Below are 22,006 nucleotides of genomic sequence, written 5' to 3'. Positions count from 1 at the left end.
AGAGAATACATGATCAGTCCTATACATCCTTGTAGCGTAACTAATTGATTGGTTGTTGGTTGTTATTATTGCTTAAACTCTCTTTTTATACCGCGAATACCGCGTGTCAAATTACTTAATAATTCGCAATTTATCCATCGCGAGGCCCGTACTATACGCGGGCAAGGAAATCAGGGTATATGTTCCCTTCCTTCCGCCCTCTAAGTTAAATAATTGGCCGCTGCTGATGTGTGCATTTGCGTGGTATTTTTCGTTGATAAAATGTAGGCGTTCATAAGTTACATCTTCCGCTGGGGGGCGGTAACGGTAGTTGTTTTTTGAAGGCGGCCATGCCGATATCCCGTTATCTTCTAACCGTATCACCAACTCACCATTTCTAACGCCCGCCTCAATCCAAAGTTTTCCACCTTGCTGGTTGTTGGTACTCGTTAGTAAATGCTTCCAAATGGCATCTTGCACATATGGTTGTATAATGAAGGGAGGTACTTGAACCGTGGCAGCATCTAAACCGGCTTGCACCGTAATATCGAATTCGAATTGCCCTTCGAAGCGTAATTGCTCAAGTTGGATGTACAGTTCTAATGCTTCTAAATCGCTTGCCAAGGAAATCCATTCTTTACTACAATGGTCGATGGTAAGGCGCATTAACTTAGAAAATCGTGTAAGATGCAAGGAGGCTTGTTCTGTGCTGGTAGATAAAATAAAATGCTGGATAGCATTTAAGCTGTTGAAGATAAAGTGAGGGTCCATTTGCGATTGAAAGGCTTGCCATTCCATGGCAGCCAATTGCTGTTTGTATTCGGCGCGTGCTTGGAGCTTCTTTCGAATGCTCTTCTCGCGGGTGAACACTAACAATACAATCAACACCCCGGTTAAGAGGATGATCGTCCAGAATGGCCAACTACCATGCAAAAATGTATCAACTAGCTTCAGCACAACAATTATTATTGTTGGGGTTATACGGTGGTAAAATGATTCCTAAATAGTTACTTAGTAAATATAAAGCCTAATGTGTTTTTTGTACGCGTAGAATTATTAACAAGCAGTTTTTACGATATAAGAGGGAACTTTTAAGATATAAATGGCTATACCGCCTTCCTCAAAAGAAAAAGCACCCCGTTAAGAGTGCTTTCCTTATGCAGTTCGTACTTTTTCATGATCAAACATCCGTAAACTTATACCCAACGCCACGTACACTATGGAAGTAACGCGAGTTACGGCTATCTTCCTCGAAGTATTTGCGGAAGTTCAAGATGAAGTTATCAATTGTACGGGTAGTAGGGTATACATTGTAGCCCCAAACTACTTGTAATATCTTTTCACGTGTTACTACCTCGCCTTTGTTTTCAATCAAAAGCTTTAATAACATCGTTTCTTTCTTGCTTAATTCGTGGTGCTGACCATCTTTTCCAATGCATTCCTGTGCAGCAAAGTCTATGCTGTTATTACCGAAGCGGTATACGTTCGGAACGCTGTCCTTGTCTTGGATTTTCTTATTCTTTACGATCAATTTCTCGACGCGTAATAACAATTCTTCCAAGTTAAAAGGCTTGGTCATGTAATCGTCGCCCCCTTTCTTCAACCCGAGTACCCTGTCGGCACTACTATTTTTAGCGCTAAGGAATAGGATGGGTACTTCATTATTTTGAATACGTATATTTTCACATACGGCGATACCGTCCATTTCCGGGAGCATAATATCGAGGATGATCAAATCGAAATATTCGTTCTTCACCGCTTTTAAGGCAGCGGTGCCATTATCTACAGCGGTTACTTCATATCCTTCTAATTCCAAGTTCAGCTTCAGGGCCTCCTGCAAATTCTCTTCGTCTTCTACCAGCAAGATTGTTGCTTTGTTCGCTTCCTTCATATATGATATTGTTTGCTGAATAAAATTTTACGTTGTGTGCTATAAGCCTAAAATATCGTGCCGATGATGTTGGTCGGTCGTTTATGCAGTCTTGGCACATAGTATAAAATTACTACAACCGTTTTATTTTATGCATGTTGAATGGAATAATCTCCGAAGCTCAATTCAAAAATGGTGCCGCCGCCAGGGTTGTCTTTCGCCGCTATTTCGCCACCATGCTGTTCTACAATTCGCTTCGTGAGGTACAAACCTAAGCCAGTTCCTTTAGCTTTCCGGGTATTTTCGTTACCAACTCGGTAAAACTTTTGGAAGATTTTCTCTTTTTCGCTGTTTGGAATGCCGTCACCTTGGTCGATAACCTGCCATTTCAGCAGCTTATCCTTCTCATACAGTTTCACGGAAATGGTAGAGCCTTTAGGGGCATATTTGATGGCATTCTCTACTAAGTTGCTCAAAACCAAGCCCAACATAAACTTATCACCCTCCATCCAAATCCCCGGGGTGATATATGCCTCTACTATATGCGAAGTTCTATGCTGCTGGATATTTTCTACGCCTGCTTTCACCAATTGGCTCATATTAACAGGCTCTACGAATAATTGGGCCTTCGAGTTCTCGAACTGTGAAGCTAATAAGATATTATTACATAACTGGTCTAACCGATCGGTTTCCCGTATGGTATTCTCCAGCAATTTATTTTGCTTCTCTTCGTCTAACTTACGCTTGCGGATAGTTTCCAAATTAAGTTTTGCTGCCGCAATAGGTGATTTCAACTCGTGGGTAACCGCCATCATGAAGTTCTGCTGCTGGCGACTCAGTTTAATTTGTTTCCATACAGCTCGGTAAACGATGGCAGCGCCTAGTAAGATGAAACCCAAAAAGGTAGCACCCTCCCCAAAAAACTTAAAGGTGCGCATTTGCTCATCATGGCGGATTCGCTCTAATTCCACATGGTACGATACCGGCGTGGTTAAACTGTCTAGCCGCAAAGCAAGGTTTTGCTCCTCGTAGGCTTTAATTTGGTGACTCTGGCGAAACAACAAAATTCCCCACCAGATAAGCGCCAACACGATATAGCCTAACAAGATAATGTAGATAAAGGTGATGCCTTTACCGGTTTGTAATTTTTGCAAAACCTTTTTCATATGCTACCGGGCAGACACTTTCTCGATGCGCAAACCCACGTTCATCACGTGTGGCAAAGGATTCTGCCGCATTTTTTGTTCGAAGGTAAACTTGTATTTACCTGGTTTATCAAAAACCGCGTTATCTAAAATTTGTACACGGTGCTCAAATATATCGTCTACACCCGAACCCGACCATTTGCCCATTGCATCGGCTAGCGGTAGGTTCACGCGGGAAGAAACGCTGTCTTTCGATCCTTCCAATTTAGTGGTGAGGTTGATCCACATATTATTGAACGGGTAGGCATCTTCATGCCTTACGTTCACGGAAACACGGTACAAAAATGCCGTGTCTGCCGGTTGGATATCCACTTCAAAAGTCGGCTTATAGTCGTAGGTCCAACTGTGCCCCGGGATTTCAATATTCTTCTCGTAAGTGTCCATATGTGGTGGCTTACAAGCAGAGAAACACAGTAGGCAAAGCGTTGCTAATGCAAAGCAATACTTCATGATGCTAAAAAAATTATAAGGCTTACAAGACATTCAATACTTGTTCTTTGGCTTTTTCCAACTCATCCTTCATCATTACCACCCATTGTTGGATACTAGCATCGTTGGCTTTGGAACCCGTTGTGTTAATTTCACGTCCGATTTCCTGTAATACGAAACCGAGCTTTTTACCTTTGCTGGATTCCTCTTCATTCAAAATATCACGGAAGTAACGACAGTGGTTTTGTAAACGCACTAACTCTTCTGAAATATCCAATTTCTCTAAATAGAACACGAGTTCTTGCTCTAACCTGTTGGCGTCTACGTTTTCTTTACCTACGTATTCCGCTAACAATCCATCTAAACGCTGGCGTACTTTTTCTTTCCTTGTAGGGTCTAACTCTTTCACCTTCTCGGTATAAGCCAAGATATTGTCGATACGCAAACGCAAGTCTGCTTCCAATACCTTTCCTTCATCGATACGGTGCAAGTCTAAGTCGCCAATAGCGTTAGAGATTACACTTTTCACTTGTGCCCATTCTTCGTCCGACATTTGTTCTGATGCCGGGGAAACTACTTCCGGGAGTTTCATCAACACGTTGAGCATATCTTCTTGTGGCAAGTTCAAATCGGTAGCCATTGTACTGATCGCCTCGTGGTAATAGCGTGCCAATGCTGTGTTAATCACAACAGGACGTGATGCACCATTTTGCTTGATGTTGATCGTAGCATCGATGGTACCCCTTTGTAATACTTGCTGCAACATGTTGCGCACTTCGAATTCAAAGGGTTTTAACAAGGGCGATAGCTTCAAATTCACCTCGAACTGTTTGCCATTAAGCGATTTAATCTCCGCGATGATCGTTGTTTCTCCCTGGGTAACTTCTGCACGGCCAAAGCCGGTCATGGATTTGAGCATAATGATGATTTGTAGGCAACAAACCTAACTAAATTCGGGCAAAGAGCAAAGAATCCAGCGTGTTCAGCCTCGTTATTTGAAAAGGGCTTCGTATATGCTTGCTTGTGAAAGCTCCACTATATCGCCCGGTTGTAATGAATCGATGGTCAATTTCCCAATACTATACCTAATTAATCGTAAGGTAGGGAAGCCCACGGCAGCTGTCATTTTCCGTACCTGGCGGTTCTTACCTTCCTTTAATGTAAGGGCAATCCATGGCGCCGGAATGCTCTTACGAACACGGATTGGTGGGTTGCGCTCCGGCACAAACGGCTCTTCCTCGAACACTTCCACGATCGCCGGCCGCGTATGATGCGTTTTACCATCCACTTTTATATCCACCCCCTTGCGAAGTTTTTGCACGGCTTCCGGGGTAATAGCTCCATCTACCTGCACCCAATACGTACGATTATGGGCAAATTGAGGGTTCAAAAGACGGTGATTAAGCGATTTATCGTTCGTTAATATTAACAATCCCTCGCTGTCGAAGTCTAAACGACCCACCGGGTACACGTCGCGCGGAACGTCGAAATAATCGCCCAGTACGGCTTTTGACCCTTCTTTACTGAACTGCGATAGTACTTCGTAAGGTTTATATATGATAAAATAATTCAACGCCACGATTCTTGCTTTGGTTTAGGGCCTGTAAATTAGTAATTTTGCTACATTCCGATCGTTAATAACGGTAATGAGTAAGTATATAGACAAGCCACAGTGCCAATATTGTAACAAATACGTGAGCGATATTTTTGCCGACACGAATGAGCTTCACGCCGCAGCTATTGCCGCCGTGAAGAAATGCTCGTTATTCAAAAAAGGGCAAGATATCTTCCATGAAGGCGGGCAACCGTATGGTATTTACTCGATCAATTCGGGCAAGATCAAATTGACCCATGCCGGCGACGATGGTCGTGAGCAAATCATTCGTCTCGTTAAACCGGGCGACCTCATCGGTTACAAAGCTTTAATTTCCAACGAACCATATACGGCTACGGCAACGGTGTTAGAAGATAGCGCTGTTTGTTTCATCCCGCGCGATGTGTTTTTAAGTGTTTTGCAAAAAGACACGGTACTCTCGCTGAAGATGATGAAGATCCTCACCAGCGAATTACGCAAGGCAGAAGAAAAGATTACGCACCTCGCACAAAAACCTGTTCGCGAACGCCTCGCTGAAACTTTACTTACGTTAAAAGAAACGTACGGACTTGCCGCTGATCATCAAACCATCAACGTCATGCTTTCCCGCGAAGAAATTGCTAACCTCGTAGGCACTGCTACCGAATCAGCTATCCGTTTATTATCAGAATTCAAAAAGGAAAAAGTGATCGACCTCTCCGGTAAGAAGATCAAGATTTTGGAACATGCACAGCTCGTTCGCATGGCCAACTTACAAGAGTAGTTTTCATTGATTGATAAGTCAAGCTTTTAATCGCTCATCGAGCTTCTTGGGCGTCGCATTCCGTTCATCTTCCTCTTTACTATCGAGCACTGTTCGATAGGATGCATGACCAACTCCCTTCCTTTCAACCCTCGAAGTAATTATCCACAACACCAAAAGTGTATCATCACCACATCAACAGTTAACGAACCACAAGGTTCAATTTGTACACTAAGTATCTGTAGGAAAAAATGCGATCAACGCAAACCCAATAACAGCAAGCTTTACAGCAGAAATGAAAAAAGCCTGGAAGTTTGAACAACCAGGCTTTCTCGTTATGTGAATGGGTTAGTAAGTACAGGGAAACAAGATTCCCTACACAATATTAAAAAGAATTTCATCACAAAAGAAAAATTTTACAAATTATTTTATGCACAATGCTAACTTTTTTGTGGATAACAACAGTTAGGCATTCCCCGGCATCCAATTTTTAATGCGATTTTTATTATCCCACTCTTCCTACAACATCTCCTTTTATCATTCCTTTTACTAACGTTTGCAATACTTAATTACACTAACTTTGTTTGCACTTTAAAAGCATTCTTTTATGAAGTTCGAGACACCGGTTCCGGTTACTGAAATAGCAGCGCAAATTGGCGCGAAGCTCGTAGGCAATACCAGCTTACTTGCTACTGGTTTAAATGAAATCCACAAAGTAGAAAATGGTGATATTTCGTTTGTCGATTTTGAAAAGTATTACAATGCTTCTCTCAATTCAAAAGCCACTATCATCATTATCAATAAAGAAGTCGAGTGCCCGGCAGGGAAGGCCTTATTAGTGTTGAACGACCCTTTTAGTGCATACGTTTCTCTCGTAAAAAAATACCGCCCTTTCGTTCCTTCGCATGTTCCTATTAGCGACACCGCGGTGATTGGCGAAGGCACCATTATTCAACCGAATGTATTCATCGGTAACCACGTTCGTATCGGTAAAAATTGCTTGATCCACCCGAACGTTACGATTTACGATCATACCATTATCGGCGATAATGTAATTATCCAAGCAGGTACGGTTATTGGTGCCGATGCTTTCTATTTCAAAAAACGTCCAGAACGTGAAGCATGGTACGATAAACTAGAAAGCTGCGGCCGCGTAATTATCGAAGACGATGTAGAAATCGGCGCTAGCTGTACTATCGATAAAGGGGTAAGCGGTGATACGATTATTGGTCGTGGTACCAAGTTCGATAACATGATCCATATTGGTCATGGTGCCGTTATCGGTAAAAACTGTTTATTCGCTGCACAAGTAGGTATCGGTGGTAAAGCGATTATTGAAGATGGCGTTATTTTGTGGGGACAAGTTGGTGTATCAAAAGACTTAACCATTGGTAAAGGTGCCGTAGTATTAGCACAAAGTGGTGTACCTAGTTCGTTGGAAGGCGGCAAAACTTACTTCGGCTACCCAGCAGAAGATGCTCGTCAAAAACGCCGTGAATTAGGCTGGATTAAACGCATTCCAGAAATTTGGCAAAGGATCAACAATCAATAAAAATATAAGACGGTCTCTACAAGGTAGGGGCCGTTTTTCTTTATAAGTTTGTACTACCCAAACCCGCTAAATTGTACATGCTATGCAACTAAAACTCCTTCTCAGCCTACTTGCACTGTGTGCATTCACACCATCCACCACGAAAGATATTTACGACGATGCCAACGAATGGAAGGTAAGCATCGACGATGGTTGGTTCACAGCCAAAATAGTACAATACGGGCCATATACGACAAGCTCTAAACGTACAGGCGTTATCAAATCTTCACCAGCCGAACGTTTCAAAGAAAAAAAACTAGCCTTCAACTACACCGTTACAAGTGTACACGATACAAGCAATGTGCAAGTGTTGTATACACCGGCAATTGCATTTATGGAAGCCGGCTTACCGAATTATCTTGAACCCAAAACCAACAGCAGTAATTATTACTATGCGGTGTTTAGCTATCCACAAAAAGCAGATAGCATTAAAGGGGAAATGATCTTGAAAGCTCCGCATTATTTAATGTTGAATGATAATAAAAGCATCGGCGTTTTAACACAGGGAAAGAAGGAATTCACCATCACTGCCAACAACAAATTCGGCATTGTGAATTCGTATGAAAAAATGTGTTACGAAATAAGAGATCGCAAGAAAGTGATTGCTGCTTACAGGGTAGAGAAAGTACCCAAAATGTGGGTGGCTCAAAATATTGATGATAATACCAAAAGCTTAGTAGCAGCCGCTTTCGGCGCATTACTTTTAAAAGAAAAAGATGAGTAAGAACTCATCTTTTTTTATACCTATTGTGATTTATAAATTTTATATGCCGCGGAAATTTCGGCTATTGTTGTAGCCAATGGTTTATAGCTAAAACCAGGTAAAAACTTTGGCAACTTTGTATTATCGTACAGTACTTCCAGTTGTGCTGTGCGGGCTGTTTCTTTGGTAATCAAAGGCTTCTTCCCAGTGAAGCGTTGCTTCAATTTTTCCATGCGCCAAACAAGTTCAGCCATCCATGGTTTAACGGCAATGTGTGGTGGCTTTTTATCGAGGGCCGCAGCCATATGGTTAAATAACTCGCGGTAAGGCCAGTTCTCTGCCGAAAGAATAAATCGTTCGCCGGAGATATTACTTTCCATAAGTTGCAGCATAGATTTTACTACGTCTTCTACATCAACAAAACCATTCACCCCTTTCGTATAATAAGGGAATTCTTTCCAAGCATTTTTCAACAACATGCCCGAACCATCGTGCCAGTAATGTGCACCAAGAATAATTGATGGGTTCACGATTGCTGCTGGCAATCCTTCTGCGATGCCCCGCCAAACTTCCATTTCGCTGAGGTGTTTGCTAAGGGCGTAAGCCGAGTTATTTTTACTGTCGACCCACTCAGCAGCTTCCGTGATGGTTTGGTTTTCCTTTGCTCTGCCTAATGCAGCCACAGAACTTACGTATACAAGCTTTTTAACACCTGCATCCAAACAAGCATTCACTACATTAGCCGTGCCTTCAATATTGATTTTCATCATCGTTTGCTTCATCTGTGGCAGAAAACTAACGATGGCAGCGCAATGGTATACATGTGTTACACCTTCCAACGCATCTTCCAACGAAAAAATATCGAGCACATCACCTTGTACCCAGGTAACGCGGTCTTGTATGTCGTTGAGTTGAGCGGGAATTTGTTTGCGGAATAAGGCTTTTACGGGTTGGCCCGCGTGCACTAAAGCACGTAATAAGTTGCTGCCTAAAAACCCTGTACCGCCGGTAACTAAAATCATGTAGTAGGTTGTCTGTTTAAAAAAGATGCGTAAAGTTATACAAAGCTAGAAGGATAACCACCGTTTATTTATTGGTATAATCGTAAAAACCCTTGCCGGTTTTCTTACCCAGTTCTCCCTTCGCAACTTTATCAATTTGCAATTGGCCGGGTTTAAAACGCGGTGCTTGATCGAACGCTTCATACAAACTGGTTGTAACGGCTAAGTTCACATCGTTACCAATCAGATCCATTAAGGCGAACGGTCCCATTTTAAACCCTGCATTCTCTAACAATTTATCGATTACGGGTAGGCTAGCTACACCATCTTCGGCTAACTGCATCGCTTCGAGGTAATAATGCCTAGCCACGCGGTTTACGATAAAGCCAGGACTATCTTTTACATGCACGGGAGTTTTGCCCATTTGCTTAGCCAGTTCGTAAGTTCTATTCGCCACCGCTTCGGATGTTTGCGTTCCGCGGATAATTTCTACGAGCTTCATGACGGGAGCGGGATTGAAGAAATGCATGCCCACTACGCGCGATGGGTTCTGTACCTTATCGGCAATGGCACTTATCGAGAGGGAAGAAGTATTGCTACAGAAAATCACATCACTATGGTTGATTTCGGCAAGTTGATTAAACAAGCCTACTTTAGCCGGGATTTTTTCTACGATCGCTTCTATGATTACATCACCAAAGCAAGTTTGCAGGTCGGTGGTTGTTTCCAACGACAAATAAGCTAGTTCTCTTGCAGCAGTAGATAGTTTACCTTTCTCGTATAGCTTTTCGAATTGCAGGGTAATGTTTTGATAAGCCTTCTCCAACACTGCTTCATTCAAATCGAATAAAATCGTTCGAAACCCACTTAAAACTGCTGTTTGAGCAATACCAGCTCCCATGGTACCTGCTCCACATACTACGATGGTTGAAATATGTTCGATCATAAATTGTTTTGGTTTAGGATAGCTAGATTAAGCGCTCGCAATATCGGGAATATGAGGCGATTAACCATATGTCGCCCGCAGTCATCATCGATTGACTTACCCAAGCATCATTTAACGCAGCATGAGGAATGTATCTAATACGCTTAATAAAATGGTTGGCTTGGGTAGCTATTGCCATGAACTTAGGCATATATCCGCTTATTTACCAAGTATTATCATAGTGACAAAATGTAGGTCAATCTCTCACAAACTATTGAATACCAAAACGATACAAGGTCTAGACTTAGCTCAAAAACAGCTAACAAATTGATTCACAAGTTATTAAAAGGGCGGGGGATAGGGTGGAGATAGGCTTAGGATAGGCTTAGGATAGGGTCGAGATAGGCTTTAGATAGGGTAGGGATAGGGTGAAGATAGGGTATGTACACAGAAAAGGGATAGGCAATGTCACGTTCTAAAATAGGTTTACACCTGTAGTGTGATATTATAACAGGCTGCAATAAAAAAAAGCTGCTCCGATTACGAAGCAGCTTTCTAGCAAGATTTTATTATTTACAAGGCAGTCTCAAATTGCTTTAAGAAACGTTGATCATTTTCGGAGAAGAGTCGTAAGTCTTTGATTTGGTACTTCAACATCGTAATTCTTTCGATACCCATACCGAATGCGAAACCGGTATATTTCTCTGGATCGATGCCACAGTTGCGTAATACTTCTGGGTGTACCATACCACAGCCGAGGATTTCTACCCAACCCGTATGCTTACAAACAGAACAACCTTTACCCCCGCAGATGAAGCAAGTAACGTCCATTTCTGCACTTGGTTCGGTGAATGGGAAGTAAGAAGGACGGAAACGCACTTCCGAGTTTTCGCCAAACATTTCCTTCACGAAGTGATACAAGGTTTGTTTTAAATCGGCAAACGATACATTTTCAGCAATGTACAAGCCTTCTACTTGGTGGAAGAAGCAGTGTGCACGGGCAGAAATAGTTTCGTTACGGTAAACACGACCTGGGCAAATAATGCGGATCGGCATTTTGCTGTTCTCCATGGCACGTACTTGTACACTAGAAGTGTGTGTACGTAACAACCAATCGGGGTTCTGATTGATATAGAATGTATCAGTCATATCCCTAGCCGGGTGGTTCTCTGGCAAGTTCAACGCGGTGAAGTTATGCCAGTCGTCCTCAATTTCTGGTCCTTCAGCGATGGTGAAACCCAAACGCTCGAAAATCCTGATTATTTTATTGCGCACAATGCTGATAGGATGGCGGGTACCCAACCTATGCGGCTCTGCCGGTAATGTATAGTCGATATCGTTGGTGCCGGAAGCAGCGGCGTCTTTTAAGTGAGCAAACGTTTCGTAACGCTCTTCAGCTAGTTGCTTAAAGGCATTCAAAATCTGTCCAAACTCTTTCTTACGCTCGTTCGGCACTTGTTTCATTTCGCCGAAAATGGCTTTTACAATGCCTTTTGTACCGAGGAATTTAATCCGGTACTGTTCTAGTTCGTCGGCATTCTTAGGTTCAAAAGCGCTAATTTCTTGCTTATACGCTTCTATTTGCTGTACAATCTGCTCCATAAGAGAACAAAGATAAAATAAATAACACAAAGCTACACTGCCACTGGCGACGCGCTTTTCGCTAATTTTTCTTAATTTTTACCTGTCGCCCGCCAGCATCGTGTTGCAAATCCTCCAAAAAAACTACTTATTTCGCACATATGCAGCCACTTTTTTATATAATTCTTATCGTCGCCCTCATGATAGCGCTTATTATAGCCCTGGTTACGATAAACCGTTATAAAAAACGCTACCAAGCGCAAGCTATGGTGAACTATTTCGCTACATCGCTTTTCGGTAAAAACACCGTGGAAGACATTCTTTGGGATATTGCCAAGAATTGTATCGGGCAATTACACTTCGAAGATTGCGTGATGTACCTGGTGGATGAAAACAACAACAAGCTTGTACAGAAGGCCGCCTTCGGCGCTAAAAATCCACAGCAATTTATTATCCACGACCCTATCGAAATACCCATCGGGCAGGGTATTGTTGGTTCCGTTGCAGCTTCCGCCAAAGCAGAAATTGTGAGTGATACCACCCAGGATAGCCGGTATATCCTCGACGATCAACAACGATTCTCTGAAATTACTGTGCCTATCATTTATGAAGGTAAGGTGATAGGGATTATTGATAGCGAGCATTCCCGTAAACACTTTTACACCCAACAGCATTTAGCACTGTTGGAGAATATCGCGATGATCTGTGCCCTGAAAATTGGCAAAACCTTGGCAGAAGAAAAGGCACATCGACAAGATATAGAGGTACAGCATTTGCATAAACAACTGGCAGAATTGCGCTTGGTTACACTTAAATCGCAAGTGAACCCCCACTTCTTGTTTAATTGTTTGAACGGAATTTACTACTGCATCCTCAACAACGAAGTAGAAAAAGCATCGACCTACCTATCCAAGTTTGCCAAGCTTTTACGCATGGTTCTCATGCATGCCGAGAAAAATTTCATCTCCTTACATGAAGAAATAGAAATGCTTCAACATTATCTCCACCTGGAATCACTCCGCGTAGATAAGCCTTTCGAGTTTAATATCAGCGTAAGCGAACAAATCGATTTACACCAACAACTAGTGCCGGGTATGTTAATCCAACCTTTCCTCGAAAATGCCATCTGGCATGGGTTAATGAATAAAAATGGCGACCGGCAACTTCATATCAACTGGCAACAACAAAACGGTCACCTCACTTGCGAAATCACCGATAACGGGGTAGGGCGCAAACAGGCTGCTCAAAACGAGCAACAATCACTCAAACAAAACAAACATGTATCGAAAGGTATGTTACTGTGCATGGAACGAGTAGAATTGTATAAAAGCCTTTTCAACACGCACTTTAGCATCGATGTAGAAGATTTATATAGCGATAACCAGTTACCGGCGGGTACCAAGGTACTTATTCAAATTTCAAGGATACACGAAGAATAGGAGTTGGTACTGAACAACCGTTCATGCCCTAGCTTTACTTGCCACGCTCGCTTCGACTGAAGAAGGCGGGTTGTGCGTATGAACAATTAGCTCAAAATAGCCAACTACCAAATAAAAAGGCCGAAGTAAGACTACTTCGGCCATTTAGTTAAACCTACAACTGTTACACTGTTTGTAACACTTAATCTTTATGTAAACGCAGCTTAGTTGTGCATAGCTGCGGCTTTCATTTCTGCTTCAATTTCTTCTTTACGAATTGGTGCCACCATACGTTGACGGATCAAACGTTTCTTAGAAGGGTTGCCCCAACCAAACTTGCGCATGATTCTGTCGATGATAGCGTATACCACCGGTACTACAATCAATGTTAAGAACATCGAACTAATCAAACCACCGATAATAACCCAAGCCAAACCGTTCTTAGTAGAAGCGGTACCACCCGTAGCTAACGCGATCGGCAACATACCAATCACCATCGCGATGGTAGTCATCAAAATCGGGCGTAAACGTGCGTTGTTCGCGTGGATCAAGGCTTCGTAAGTACTTTGACCTTCTTCTTTCATTTGGTTGGTGAAATCCACGAGGATAATCGCGTTCTTCGCCACCAAACCGATCAACATAATCACACCCAAAATCGTGAAGATGTTCAATGTATTATTTGTTAACGCGAGGGCCAACAATGCACCGATGATTGACAACGGGATAGAGAACAATACTACGAATGGATAGATATAGTTATCGTACAAGGCCACCATGATGAGGTACACCATGATAATGGATATCAACAAGGCAGCACCTAATGTACCGAATGAATCACCTTGGTTTTCGGCATCACCACCAAATACGTAGTTCACACCTGTTGGTTTTTCGAGGCTTTTCAATTTCTCACCAAACTCGGCTGTGATGGTACCCGATGGTACACCAATAGCTTGCGATTGTACAGAAACGGAAGTGCTCTTATCTCTACGTTCCAAACGAGATGGACCAGAACCTTCTGTGATGGTAGCGAATTGGGATAATTTCACCAATTCACCTTTATCGTTCACGAAGTTGATATTGGCTACGTCGTTGATGTTTTTACGGTTAAAATCATCGAAACGCATGTTAATATCGTATTCATATTCACCTTGGCGGAATTTGATTTTAGAATCATCAGCCGTACCTGAGAAAGCTGTTTGCATGGTACCACCCACAGATTCGAGGGTTAAACCGAGTGCCGACATTTTATCGCGATCTACTTGCACGTTGATTTCTGGGTTACCTTCTTCCACCGACAATTTCACCTCGCTCGTACCTTTAATCGTTTTCAATAATGCCATTGCTCTTTTCGCATAGCCCATTACTGTATCAAGGTCGTTACCCATTACAACTAACTCTACCGGCGCTCTTTGCGCTGTACCCATGATACTTACCGGGGTAGTTTTCACTTTCACACCAGGTAATTGAGCTGCCAATTCGCTTTTCAATTTAGCTGCGAAGATATCAGAAGCGTCGGCGCGCTTTTTCTGATCTACGAGCATAACTGTGATTTCGGATTTATATACAGTTGCCTGTGATACACCGAAGCCGTCTTCACTTGTTTGACCCACTGTAGTGATCAACGTTGTTACTTCAGGCTTTTTATTTAAAATCTGTTCTACTTTACGCGTTACTTGGTTCGTTTGTTCAAGAGATGCATCTTTCGGCATTTCCATCATCACAATAAACTGTCCACGGTCACCATTCGGGATAAACTCACCACCGATATAACCTTTTGTTAATAACGTGAAAGAAGCGAACAACAAGAAAATAGCAATACCAAGGGTAGATAACTTCGTCCATTTATTTTTCAACGACCATTTTAAGATGCCCGTCATCCAATTCGTGAACTTATCCAACTGGCGTTCGAACCACAAAATGAATTTCTCGAAGAAGTTCTTACCTGTAATATGTTCCAACTTACCGAAACGAGAAGACAATAGCGGTACGATCGTGAACGAAGCGAGTAAGGATAACATGGTAGAAATCATTACCACCACGCAGAACTCACGTAAGATTTTCGATACTAATTCGTTGGTTAAAGAGATGGGTAAGAATACTACCACGATAACCAAAGTGATCGATGTTACTGTAAACCCAATTTCTTTCACACCATCAAACGCAGCACGCACCCTGTTTTTACCCATCTCCATATGGCGATAGATGTTCTCCAATACTACGATGGCATCATCCACAAGGATACCCACCACAAGGGAAAGCCCCAATAAACTCATCAAGTTCAAGGAAAAGCCCATCAACTTCATACCGATAAACGTAGCGATCAAAGACGCAGGGATCGAGATCATTACGAAAAGGGCAGAACGTAAGCTGTGCAAGAACAATAACATTACCGCTGCTACCAACAATACGGCGATGATCAAGTCATGTATTACAGAATCGGCAGATTCCAACGTAAAGTCCGACGAGTCGTTTGCTACTTGGATGTGTAATTTAGCCGCTGCATATTCTGCTTCTACTTTTGCGATTGCTTTCTTCACTTCTTCCGATACTTTCACAGCATTCGCATCTGTTTGTTTCTGCACTTGCATCGCGATAGCGCTGATACCGTTTACACGGGCAATTTTCTCAGCATCTTTCTGCGAATCTTGCACATCAGCCACATCGCCTAAACGGATTTGTGTACCATCGGCCGTGGTTTTTAATACCAACGCACGCAATTGTTCAACGTTTTTGTATTTACCTGCTAAGCGAATCAAGATTTGTTGCTCAGTGGTTTTTACTTTACCCGTAGGGAAGTCGAGGTTCGCATTGGTTACGATATTACGTACTTGTAAGATCGATAATTTGTACGCTTCTAATTTCTTAGGGTCCATGTTGATTTGCACTTCACGTTCTTGACCACCGGTCAAAGAAATTTGTGCTACACCGGGTAAGCGGCTCAACATAGGTTGGATTTTTTTATCTACTAGATCGTAGAATTCGCGATCGTCCATATCGGCAGTAGCAGATAAGGTCATGATCGGTAAATCATCCAAAGAGAATTTATTCAAAGAAGGCGGTTTCGCATCACCTGGTAGGTCGGCCAAGATCGCGTTCACTTTACGTTGAGCGTCTTGTAAGCCTAAATCCACATCGGCGTCGTTATTCAATTCCACGGTTACTACGGATAAACTTTCAGATGACTTGGAAGTAATCTTTTTGATTTTCTCCATAGACGCTACCGCATCTTCAATTTTTTTAGTGATGGTACTTTCCACCTCTTGCGGGGAAGCACCGGGGTATACTGTAGAAATGGTCACAATAGGTGACGAGAACTTGGGAAGGAGCTCATAGTTCAACGACTTGTAGCTCATGACTCCCAATAACGTGAGTATCGTAAACAATACCACTACAACCGTAGGTCGTTTAATGGATATTTCTGTAATCTTCATTTTCTCATGTTTTGAATCGTGCAAACAAAGCGTTGACTATTTACCGGCGGGTTGTTGAATGGTTACTTTAGAACCATCAACGAGGTTGATTTGACCGCTTGTGATCACGGTTTCACCTTCCGCTAAACCTTCACGGATTTCAACTTTATCGCCGAAAATTTTACCGGCAACTACTTTACGCAATTTTGCCGTGTTGTTTTCGAGCACGTATACTTGGTTACTGTTCACACCACCAACGAAAGCAGAACGAGCTACTAAAATGGTAGATTCCATTTGAGGTAAACCGAAGTGAGCAGTACCGTACATACCGGCTTTCAACGTTTTACCGCTTACATTGCTTACTTCCATTTGAACAGGGTAGTTCAATGTAGCATCACCTTTAGCAGGAATGAAAGAGATAGTACCGGTGTAGTTTGTTTCTGGGTATACGTTTGTTGTTACGTTTACTTTATCGCCGTTTTTCAACGTGATTACTTGTGCTTCTGGAACAGAGACTGTTAATTTCAATTTAGAAACGTCTACGATATCGTACAATTTAGTACCAGGAGAAAGGTAAGCACCAACTTCTACGTACTTTTTATTGATTACACCAGAGATAGGCGCTTTAATATAAGTATCGTTTACACGGCGTTGAGCAGCTTCGATGCGCGCAACAGCTAAGTCGTATTGCAAACGAGTATCGTCTAATTGTTTTTGTGTAACGCCACCTGTTTTGAATGCGTTTTCGTAGCGGTTTTTATCTACACGTAATTGTTCCAAGTTAACTTTAGCTTGTTGCAATTCTGTATTGATAATTTGGTCGTCTACACGGCCGATAACTTGACCGGTAGAAACGTGAGAACCTTCGTCAACATTCAATTTGGTGATTCTACCTGAAATTTCACTCATGAAAGTGAGCTCGCGGATTGGTTCGAAGTTACCATTAGCTTGGAAGCTTTGATCGAATTCGACTTTAGCCACTTTCTCAACTAATACTGGTACATCGCCGGTGTTGCTTTGTTTTACGAATTCTGTTTTAGCAACGTTAGCAGTTTTATTAGCATTCAATTTCCAAACAATGAAAGCTAATACACCGATAGTAATGACGCCGTAGATTAAAAATTTCTTCATGGCTATAGATTAGTTTAAGAGTGTTTTAAGGTTACCGTTAGACTTGATTAATTCGAGTTCTGCAAGTTTGAATTGCAAGAGCGCTTCGTTGTAGCTGTTTTGTGCTTCTGCGAGAGAAGTTTCAGCATTTAGGAGGTCGGTTAAGTTAGCTAAACCGAGTTCGTAATTGTTTTTGGTAGAAGCGTATACTTCTTCTGCGAGCTCCATATTTTCTTTTTGAGCCTTAATGGTATTAAGGTTGTTGGCTAATTGGAGTTTAGCATTTTCGAAGGAAGTGGTAAGATCGTTTTTCGTACGATCTTTTTCGAATTCGAGTTGCTTCAATTTGACTTCTGATTGTTGTACTCTTGACTTACGTGCGAAACCATCGAAAATTGGGATTTTCACGTTTAAGCTGATGTTAGCCATTCCGTACCAGAAAGCAGAACCGCCTTTACCATTGAATAAGTCGAACTTGTCGCTCATCCCGTTGTAAGAATAGCGGCCATTCAACGAAACGGTTGGGTAATACTCGGCCAAGTAAGCCTTTCTTTGAAATTGTTGCAATTCTTCTTGTTTCTCGATTAACTTAAATTCCGTTCTGTTGTTCGTATCAAAATTACCCCAGTCGATATTACCCGCCGTTTGTTGTTGAATATCTTTTAATGATAACTCGGGAAAAGTTATTTGTTCTGAAGCAGGCATACCGATAGCGAACTTGAGCATATTCGTTTGAACTTGCACTTGGTTTACTAATGTATTACGCTGCGAAGTGTAGTTTGTAAGGCTCACCTTGATACGGTCGAGGTCGATTTTTTTCGCCAAGCCGTTATCGAATTGGGTTTGCGTTGTTTCGGTTAGTTTTTTAAACTTCTCAATATTGCTTTCCAATACGGCGATCTTTTGGTTTGTTACCAATACATTAAAGTAGAGGGAAGAAATATTATAGATTACATTTTCTTCAGATTGTGCTGTTTGCAGTGCGTAGTATTGTTCGCCTGCTTTAGCAGCCTTTAAACCTGTCCAAACGCTTTGGTTGTAGATTTGTTGGGAAAGGTCACCCGCCAAAGAAGCATTCCAAGTGGTACCGGCAGTAAGTACTACCAATTCACCTGGTTTACCGGCTAGGTCGCCAGGCAATGCCATCTTTTGTTTGAGGATATTGTCGGTTAAGTTACCCGAACCACTTATTTGAGGAAGTGCTTGCGCACGGATTTCCTTTGTTTTGAGCCTGCCTAGATCTTCTTCCAAGCGAACTTGTTGTAGCTGCTGGTTGCGCTTCAAAGCGAACTGCAAAGTTTCTTGCAAGGATAGCTTTGTTTGTGCTGTAGCAGCAGTTGTTAACCCAAACCCAATTAGGAGAATGAATGAGAATTTCAACCTTTTCATGAGTGTTTATTATATCTGCGTTGTGTGTTATTCTTCTTCGCTTTTCTGTAGATATTTATTCACCAGTTTGTGACCTTTTAAAGTGGCGATACCGTGGATGTAATGCTCTGTGACTTGGTACAATACATCGTGCAGATCAAACGCTACAGCTGGGAAATGTTGTGGATTGAAGGCACTGTCGAGCTGAAGCAACCGCATATGGGTCATAATCCCAATATCCAGGTCGCCCCTATATAAGCCTTCTTGCATACCACGTTTTAAATTCGACGTAATATTGTTGGTGAGATAATGGTTCTTAAAATCGGAGATCATTTTCCATGCGCTTGGAAAGTATTTCTCTATTTCATAGAACAGCACAGGGTTTACCGTTTTTACCATATGCTCGGTGTGCTCGAGGCCAAACACCATTTCTTCAATAGCGTTCTTGCTGCTTTCTCCGCAAGCCAACATCTCTTCCATGTGGCGGTTCAACATAAAGGCGATGGCCTCTTGCACTAATTCATTCTTATCTTCAAAATGTTCGTAGAGTGTTTTTTTAGACATACCGCATTCACGGGAAATGTCGTTCATTGTTATACTCTTCGCACCATAGGTTCTAAACATTCGCAAAGCAGCCTCTAAAATCCGGTCCCTCGTATTCGTTGTTTGCATTAGTTCTTTTTTAATCCTTTTACAAAAATGCTCAGTAACAGTTCCTGTTTCATTTCCAGGTCGGCTAACTGTGCATCACTCAATTCTTCGGTAAACTGCTGAGGATGATCCATAAAAGCGAGTCTCATACCCATTAAAGCATGAAATAATATACCCGCTAGTTCTTGAGGATCTGCAACTGCTACAAACTCGCCGCTTTCAATCCCACGTTCAATAATCCTCGTCATTAAATCCCATTCCCTTTTCTTCGCTGCTTTCACCTCGTTGTTCATCGCTTCAAAAGAAGCTTGACGCATGAGTTTGAAAATCTCCAACCTGCAAAAACGCGTCATAAAATTGTTACGAATCTTAATGGTATTCATCAAAGATTCTCCCGCCGAAACCTCGCTGTTATTCGCCTCTTTCTCTAGGGTTTGTAAATACGATTCCCCAATTTTTGCCAATACCGCAATGTGTACGGCATTCTTATCTGGGAAGTAGTAATATAAAGAGGCCTTCGAGCAATGCAAGTCTTCGGCAATCTCATTCATCGTCGTCTTCGACGCCGAAAAATGAGTAAACCTTTTCAGAGCCGCCTCAATGATTCTATCCCTCATTTCGTCTTTATTCTCTGTATGCATTAAACTTCCTGACTTTTTTAGTTACAAAGTCAAAAGTATAACATTTTGCCATATTAGTAACATTAGTTGACCTTTTTTTAGGCTTTTAACAAATCTTTGACAGTGGAATTTTTAGGCCAAATCGCAAGAGTTTCCAATAGGACAATTGAAAATCAATATTTTAATAATACAAAATAAACATTTGAGAAACGGCGGGTTTCCAAAGGTGCTGGTGAAAAAGAATGTATGATTGTTAACAAATGTGAGAAAAAGTGATGCAAAATAGGGGTTGACTTTTGTGGTCGAAAAGTCAAATAAGGCATTTTTGGGTAAGGAGCGGGGTAAAAAAGAAGCACCTACCTGGAAAATCCGGGTAGGTGCTTCGAAAGTATTTGAATTAGAAAAGGTATTAGCTCAATTTAGACAACGCTGCTTCGAGGGCTGCTAACATCGCTGGAATTTCTTCTTTCACGCAAGTACCAACGCTGAGGCGGTACCATGGAGAGTTTTTAGAAGAACCGAAGGCGTAGAAAGGAACAATGCCCAATTTAGCTTCGTCGAGGATGTAAGAGGTAACTGCTGCTTGGTCTGCTAAAACAGTACCTGCTGGAGTTGTTTTACCTACTAAATCTAATTTAATGGTGAGGTAGATAGCAGCTTGTGGTGCAATTGCATCAACATTATAACCAGCTTTCTTCAAGCTATCGAAACCTTCGTAGATTTTAACGAGGCGTTCTTCGATTTCGCTTTTAAAGTGTACTAAGTACTTATCTACATTTTCTTTTTGTGCTAAGTAACGAGCAGCAGCCTTTTGTTCTGCCATTGGGCTCCAAGCACCAACGTGAGAAAGGATTGCTTTCATTTTACCGATTACGTTAGCAGGACCGAGTGCCCAACCTACGCGCACACCTGTTGCTGCGAAAGCTTTACTCATACCGTCGATGAAGATGGTATATTTCTTCATTTCTGGGCGGAGGGAAACTGGGTTGTAGTGTTGCGTTTGGCCGAAAGTAAGTACCCAGTACATTTGGTCGAACATAACGAAAAGTGGCTTTTCGTTTTCGCCGCGTGATTTGTTTTCTTCAAGTACTAAATCGCAAATTTCTTCTAAGTGTTTTTTAGAGAAAGCTGTGCCGGTTGGGTTTTGTGGTGAACACAAAGCTAAAAGGGTAGCACCTTTTAACAAAGGTTTCAATTCTTCCGCAGTTGGCATAAAGTCGTTTTCAACTTTAGTTTCCAACACAACGTGCTCTGCTTCTAAGAAGTGAGTATAGTGGTTGTTGTTCCAAGAAGGAGTAGCGTAGATTACTTTCTCGCCTCTATCAACCAAAGTACGGTAAGTAGCGTAGATGATAGGACGGCCACCACATGAAATAACAATTTCACTCGCCGGGTCGTATTGCAAACCTTCGCGTTCGCTGATGAATTCGCCTACTGCTTTACGGAGTTCTAAGATACCATCGGCAGGAGGGTAGTTGGTAAAACGCTCCTGGTAAGCTTTCGTAATTTCTTGCTCAAACTCAGCAGGGATCGGGAAAACCTTCGGATCGAAATCACCGATTGTGAAGTTGTATATTTTTTCACCCTTGGCCATCTTATCCTTAATCTCACCGGCCAGTTTAATAATTTCAGATCCAATAAGCGTTTCGGCTAAATGAGATAGTTTCATAACCAAGATAGTTTTAATGTGAATTAAGTGTTTTTTGCGCCCGCAAAAGTAACCGATCTATATATATTTTAAAAGAAAAAAGACATTCTTTTTAAAATTTTCAATGTTATTAACAATTCGTTAGAATTTCACAAACCAAG

19 protein-coding genes are annotated in these 22,006 nt (G+C 41.9%); 4 read left to right on the top strand and 15 right to left on the bottom strand.

Features of this window, described 5'->3' with window-relative positions; genetic code table 11:
• Positions 1-111 precede the first annotated feature (111 nt).
• The 6 genes from LX64_RS18615 to LX64_RS18590 all read right to left on the bottom strand — a co-directional run bounded on the left by LX64_RS18615 (position 112) and on the right by LX64_RS18590 (position 5,062).
• Positions 112-936: a sensor histidine kinase gene (locus tag LX64_RS18615; protein WP_148707380.1), complete on the bottom strand. Its 825-nt coding sequence runs from the start codon at positions 934-936 to the stop codon at positions 112-114.
• Between the two features lie 223 nt (positions 937-1,159).
• Positions 1,160-1,870 (bottom strand): response regulator transcription factor, encoded by a 711-nt coding sequence (locus LX64_RS18610; RefSeq protein WP_111599206.1) that lies wholly within the window; start codon positions 1,868-1,870, stop codon positions 1,160-1,162.
• Between the two features lie 128 nt (positions 1,871-1,998).
• Positions 1,999-3,003: a sensor histidine kinase gene (locus LX64_RS18605; protein ID WP_158538676.1), complete on the bottom strand. Its 1,005-nt coding sequence runs from the start codon at positions 3,001-3,003 to the stop codon at positions 1,999-2,001.
• A gap of 15 nt (positions 3,004-3,018) precedes the next feature.
• Entirely contained in the window at positions 3,019-3,504 is a 486-nt protein-coding gene (locus LX64_RS18600; protein ID WP_158538675.1) for a gliding motility lipoprotein GldH, read from the bottom strand.
• 22 nt (positions 3,505-3,526) lie between these two features.
• Complete coding sequence (locus LX64_RS18595; RefSeq protein WP_111599203.1) at positions 3,527-4,402, bottom strand: YicC/YloC family endoribonuclease; 876 nt, start codon at positions 4,400-4,402, stop codon at positions 3,527-3,529.
• A gap of 72 nt (positions 4,403-4,474) precedes the next feature.
• Positions 4,475-5,062, bottom strand: coding sequence for a pseudouridine synthase (locus LX64_RS18590; RefSeq protein ID WP_111599202.1), 588 nt, complete (start codon positions 5,060-5,062; stop codon positions 4,475-4,477).
• A gap of 67 nt (positions 5,063-5,129) precedes the next feature.
• Between LX64_RS18590 and LX64_RS18585 the strand changes: the two genes are divergently transcribed.
• From LX64_RS18585 to LX64_RS18575, 3 genes are all read left to right on the top strand, one after another.
• Positions 5,130-5,840, top strand: coding sequence for a Crp/Fnr family transcriptional regulator (locus tag LX64_RS18585; protein ID WP_111599201.1), 711 nt, complete (start codon positions 5,130-5,132; stop codon positions 5,838-5,840).
• Between the two features lie 586 nt (positions 5,841-6,426).
• Positions 6,427-7,371 carry a UDP-3-O-(3-hydroxymyristoyl)glucosamine N-acyltransferase gene (locus tag LX64_RS18580; protein WP_111599200.1) on the top strand — a complete coding sequence of 315 codons (945 nt, stop codon included), beginning with the start codon at positions 6,427-6,429 and terminating at the stop codon, positions 7,369-7,371.
• 82 nt (positions 7,372-7,453) lie between these two features.
• Positions 7,454-8,134, top strand: a complete 681-nt coding sequence (locus LX64_RS18575) for a hypothetical protein (protein WP_111599199.1) — start codon at positions 7,454-7,456, stop codon at positions 8,132-8,134.
• A 20-nt stretch (positions 8,135-8,154) separates the two neighbouring features.
• Here the strand turns inward: LX64_RS18575 and LX64_RS18570 are convergent, their stop codons facing one another.
• The 3 genes from LX64_RS18570 to LX64_RS18560 form a co-directional block, all read right to left on the bottom strand.
• Entirely contained in the window at positions 8,155-9,135 is a 981-nt protein-coding gene (locus tag LX64_RS18570; RefSeq protein ID WP_111599198.1) for an NAD-dependent epimerase/dehydratase family protein, read from the bottom strand.
• Positions 9,136-9,199: 64 nt separating this feature from the next.
• Positions 9,200-10,060 carry a 3-hydroxyacyl-CoA dehydrogenase family protein gene (locus LX64_RS18565; protein WP_111599197.1) on the bottom strand — a complete coding sequence of 287 codons (861 nt, stop codon included), beginning with the start codon at positions 10,058-10,060 and terminating at the stop codon, positions 9,200-9,202.
• Positions 10,061-10,612: 552 nt separating this feature from the next.
• Positions 10,613-11,641: a phenylalanine--tRNA ligase subunit alpha gene (locus LX64_RS18560; RefSeq protein WP_111599196.1), complete on the bottom strand. Its 1,029-nt coding sequence runs from the start codon at positions 11,639-11,641 to the stop codon at positions 10,613-10,615.
• A gap of 179 nt (positions 11,642-11,820) precedes the next feature.
• On the opposite strand from LX64_RS18560, the gene LX64_RS18555 reads away from it, so the two are divergent.
• Entirely contained in the window at positions 11,821-13,059 is a 1,239-nt protein-coding gene (locus LX64_RS18555; RefSeq protein ID WP_158538674.1) for a histidine kinase, read from the top strand.
• Positions 13,060-13,262: 203 nt separating this feature from the next.
• Here LX64_RS18555 and LX64_RS18550 read toward each other — a convergent pair whose 3' ends face one another.
• From LX64_RS18550 to LX64_RS18525, 6 genes are all read right to left on the bottom strand, one after another.
• Positions 13,263-16,469, bottom strand: coding sequence for an efflux RND transporter permease subunit (locus LX64_RS18550; protein ID WP_111599194.1), 3,207 nt, complete (start codon positions 16,467-16,469; stop codon positions 13,263-13,265).
• 36 nt (positions 16,470-16,505) lie between these two features.
• Positions 16,506-17,579 (bottom strand): efflux RND transporter periplasmic adaptor subunit, encoded by a 1,074-nt coding sequence (locus LX64_RS18545; RefSeq protein WP_111599193.1) that lies wholly within the window; start codon positions 17,577-17,579, stop codon positions 16,506-16,508.
• A gap of 9 nt (positions 17,580-17,588) precedes the next feature.
• The gene (locus LX64_RS18540; RefSeq protein ID WP_111599192.1) at positions 17,589-18,947 is read right to left on the bottom strand and encodes a TolC family protein; all 1,359 of its coding nucleotides are present in this window, start codon (positions 18,945-18,947) and stop codon (positions 17,589-17,591) included.
• Between the two features lie 27 nt (positions 18,948-18,974).
• Positions 18,975-19,598: a TetR/AcrR family transcriptional regulator gene (locus LX64_RS18535; protein WP_111599191.1), complete on the bottom strand. Its 624-nt coding sequence runs from the start codon at positions 19,596-19,598 to the stop codon at positions 18,975-18,977.
• Positions 19,598-20,194, bottom strand: coding sequence for a TetR/AcrR family transcriptional regulator (locus LX64_RS18530; RefSeq protein ID WP_158538673.1), 597 nt, complete (start codon positions 20,192-20,194; stop codon positions 19,598-19,600). Before LX64_RS18530 ends, LX64_RS18535 begins: the two co-directional genes overlap by 1 nt.
• A 412-nt stretch (positions 20,195-20,606) precedes the next feature.
• Positions 20,607-21,866, bottom strand: coding sequence for a pyridoxal phosphate-dependent aminotransferase (locus LX64_RS18525; RefSeq protein WP_111599189.1), 1,260 nt, complete (start codon positions 21,864-21,866; stop codon positions 20,607-20,609).
• Positions 21,867-22,006: the final 140 nt, after the last annotated feature.

Source organism: Chitinophaga skermanii (assembly GCF_003259335.1).
GTDB classification, from domain to species: Bacteria; Bacteroidota; Bacteroidia; order Chitinophagales; family Chitinophagaceae; genus Chitinophaga; species Chitinophaga skermanii.
The sequence above is the reverse complement of the archived record's forward strand: the minus strand, read 5'-3'. Positions and strand labels throughout refer to the sequence as shown.

What these genes read in the sequence shown, in the direction of transcription:
- LX64_RS18530 (WP_158538673.1), bottom strand. Translation starts at nt 20,194, where the DNA reads ATGAGGGATAGAATCATTGAGGCGGCTCTGAAAAGGTTTACTCATTTT.
- LX64_RS18545 (WP_111599193.1), bottom strand. Translation starts at nt 17,579, where the DNA reads ATGAAGAAATTTTTAATCTACGGCGTCATTACTATCGGTGTATTAGCT.
- LX64_RS18565 (WP_111599197.1), bottom strand. Translation starts at nt 10,060, where the DNA reads ATGATCGAACATATTTCAACCATCGTAGTATGTGGAGCAGGTACCATG.
- LX64_RS18600 (WP_158538675.1), bottom strand. Translation starts at nt 3,504, where the DNA reads ATGAAGTATTGCTTTGCATTAGCAACGCTTTGCCTACTGTGTTTCTCT.
- LX64_RS18525 (WP_111599189.1), bottom strand. Translation starts at nt 21,866, where the DNA reads ATGAAACTATCTCATTTAGCCGAAACGCTTATTGGATCTGAAATTATT.
- LX64_RS18595 (WP_111599203.1), bottom strand. Translation starts at nt 4,402, where the DNA reads ATGCTCAAATCCATGACCGGCTTTGGCCGTGCAGAAGTTACCCAGGGA.
- LX64_RS18570 (WP_111599198.1), bottom strand. Translation starts at nt 9,135, where the DNA reads ATGATTTTAGTTACCGGCGGTACAGGGTTTTTAGGCAGCAACTTATTA.
- LX64_RS18560 (WP_111599196.1), bottom strand. Translation starts at nt 11,641, where the DNA reads ATGGAGCAGATTGTACAGCAAATAGAAGCGTATAAGCAAGAAATTAGC.
- LX64_RS18575 (WP_111599199.1), top strand. Translation starts at nt 7,454, where the DNA reads ATGCAACTAAAACTCCTTCTCAGCCTACTTGCACTGTGTGCATTCACA.
- LX64_RS18555 (WP_158538674.1), top strand. Translation starts at nt 11,821, where the DNA reads ATGATAGCGCTTATTATAGCCCTGGTTACGATAAACCGTTATAAAAAA.
- LX64_RS18550 (WP_111599194.1), bottom strand. Translation starts at nt 16,469, where the DNA reads ATGAAGATTACAGAAATATCCATTAAACGACCTACGGTTGTAGTGGTA.
- LX64_RS18540 (WP_111599192.1), bottom strand. Translation starts at nt 18,947, where the DNA reads ATGAAAAGGTTGAAATTCTCATTCATTCTCCTAATTGGGTTTGGGTTA.
- LX64_RS18585 (WP_111599201.1), top strand. Translation starts at nt 5,130, where the DNA reads ATGAGTAAGTATATAGACAAGCCACAGTGCCAATATTGTAACAAATAC.
- LX64_RS18580 (WP_111599200.1), top strand. Translation starts at nt 6,427, where the DNA reads ATGAAGTTCGAGACACCGGTTCCGGTTACTGAAATAGCAGCGCAAATT.
- LX64_RS18610 (WP_111599206.1), bottom strand. Translation starts at nt 1,870, where the DNA reads ATGAAGGAAGCGAACAAAGCAACAATCTTGCTGGTAGAAGACGAAGAG.
- LX64_RS18535 (WP_111599191.1), bottom strand. Translation starts at nt 19,598, where the DNA reads ATGCAAACAACGAATACGAGGGACCGGATTTTAGAGGCTGCTTTGCGA.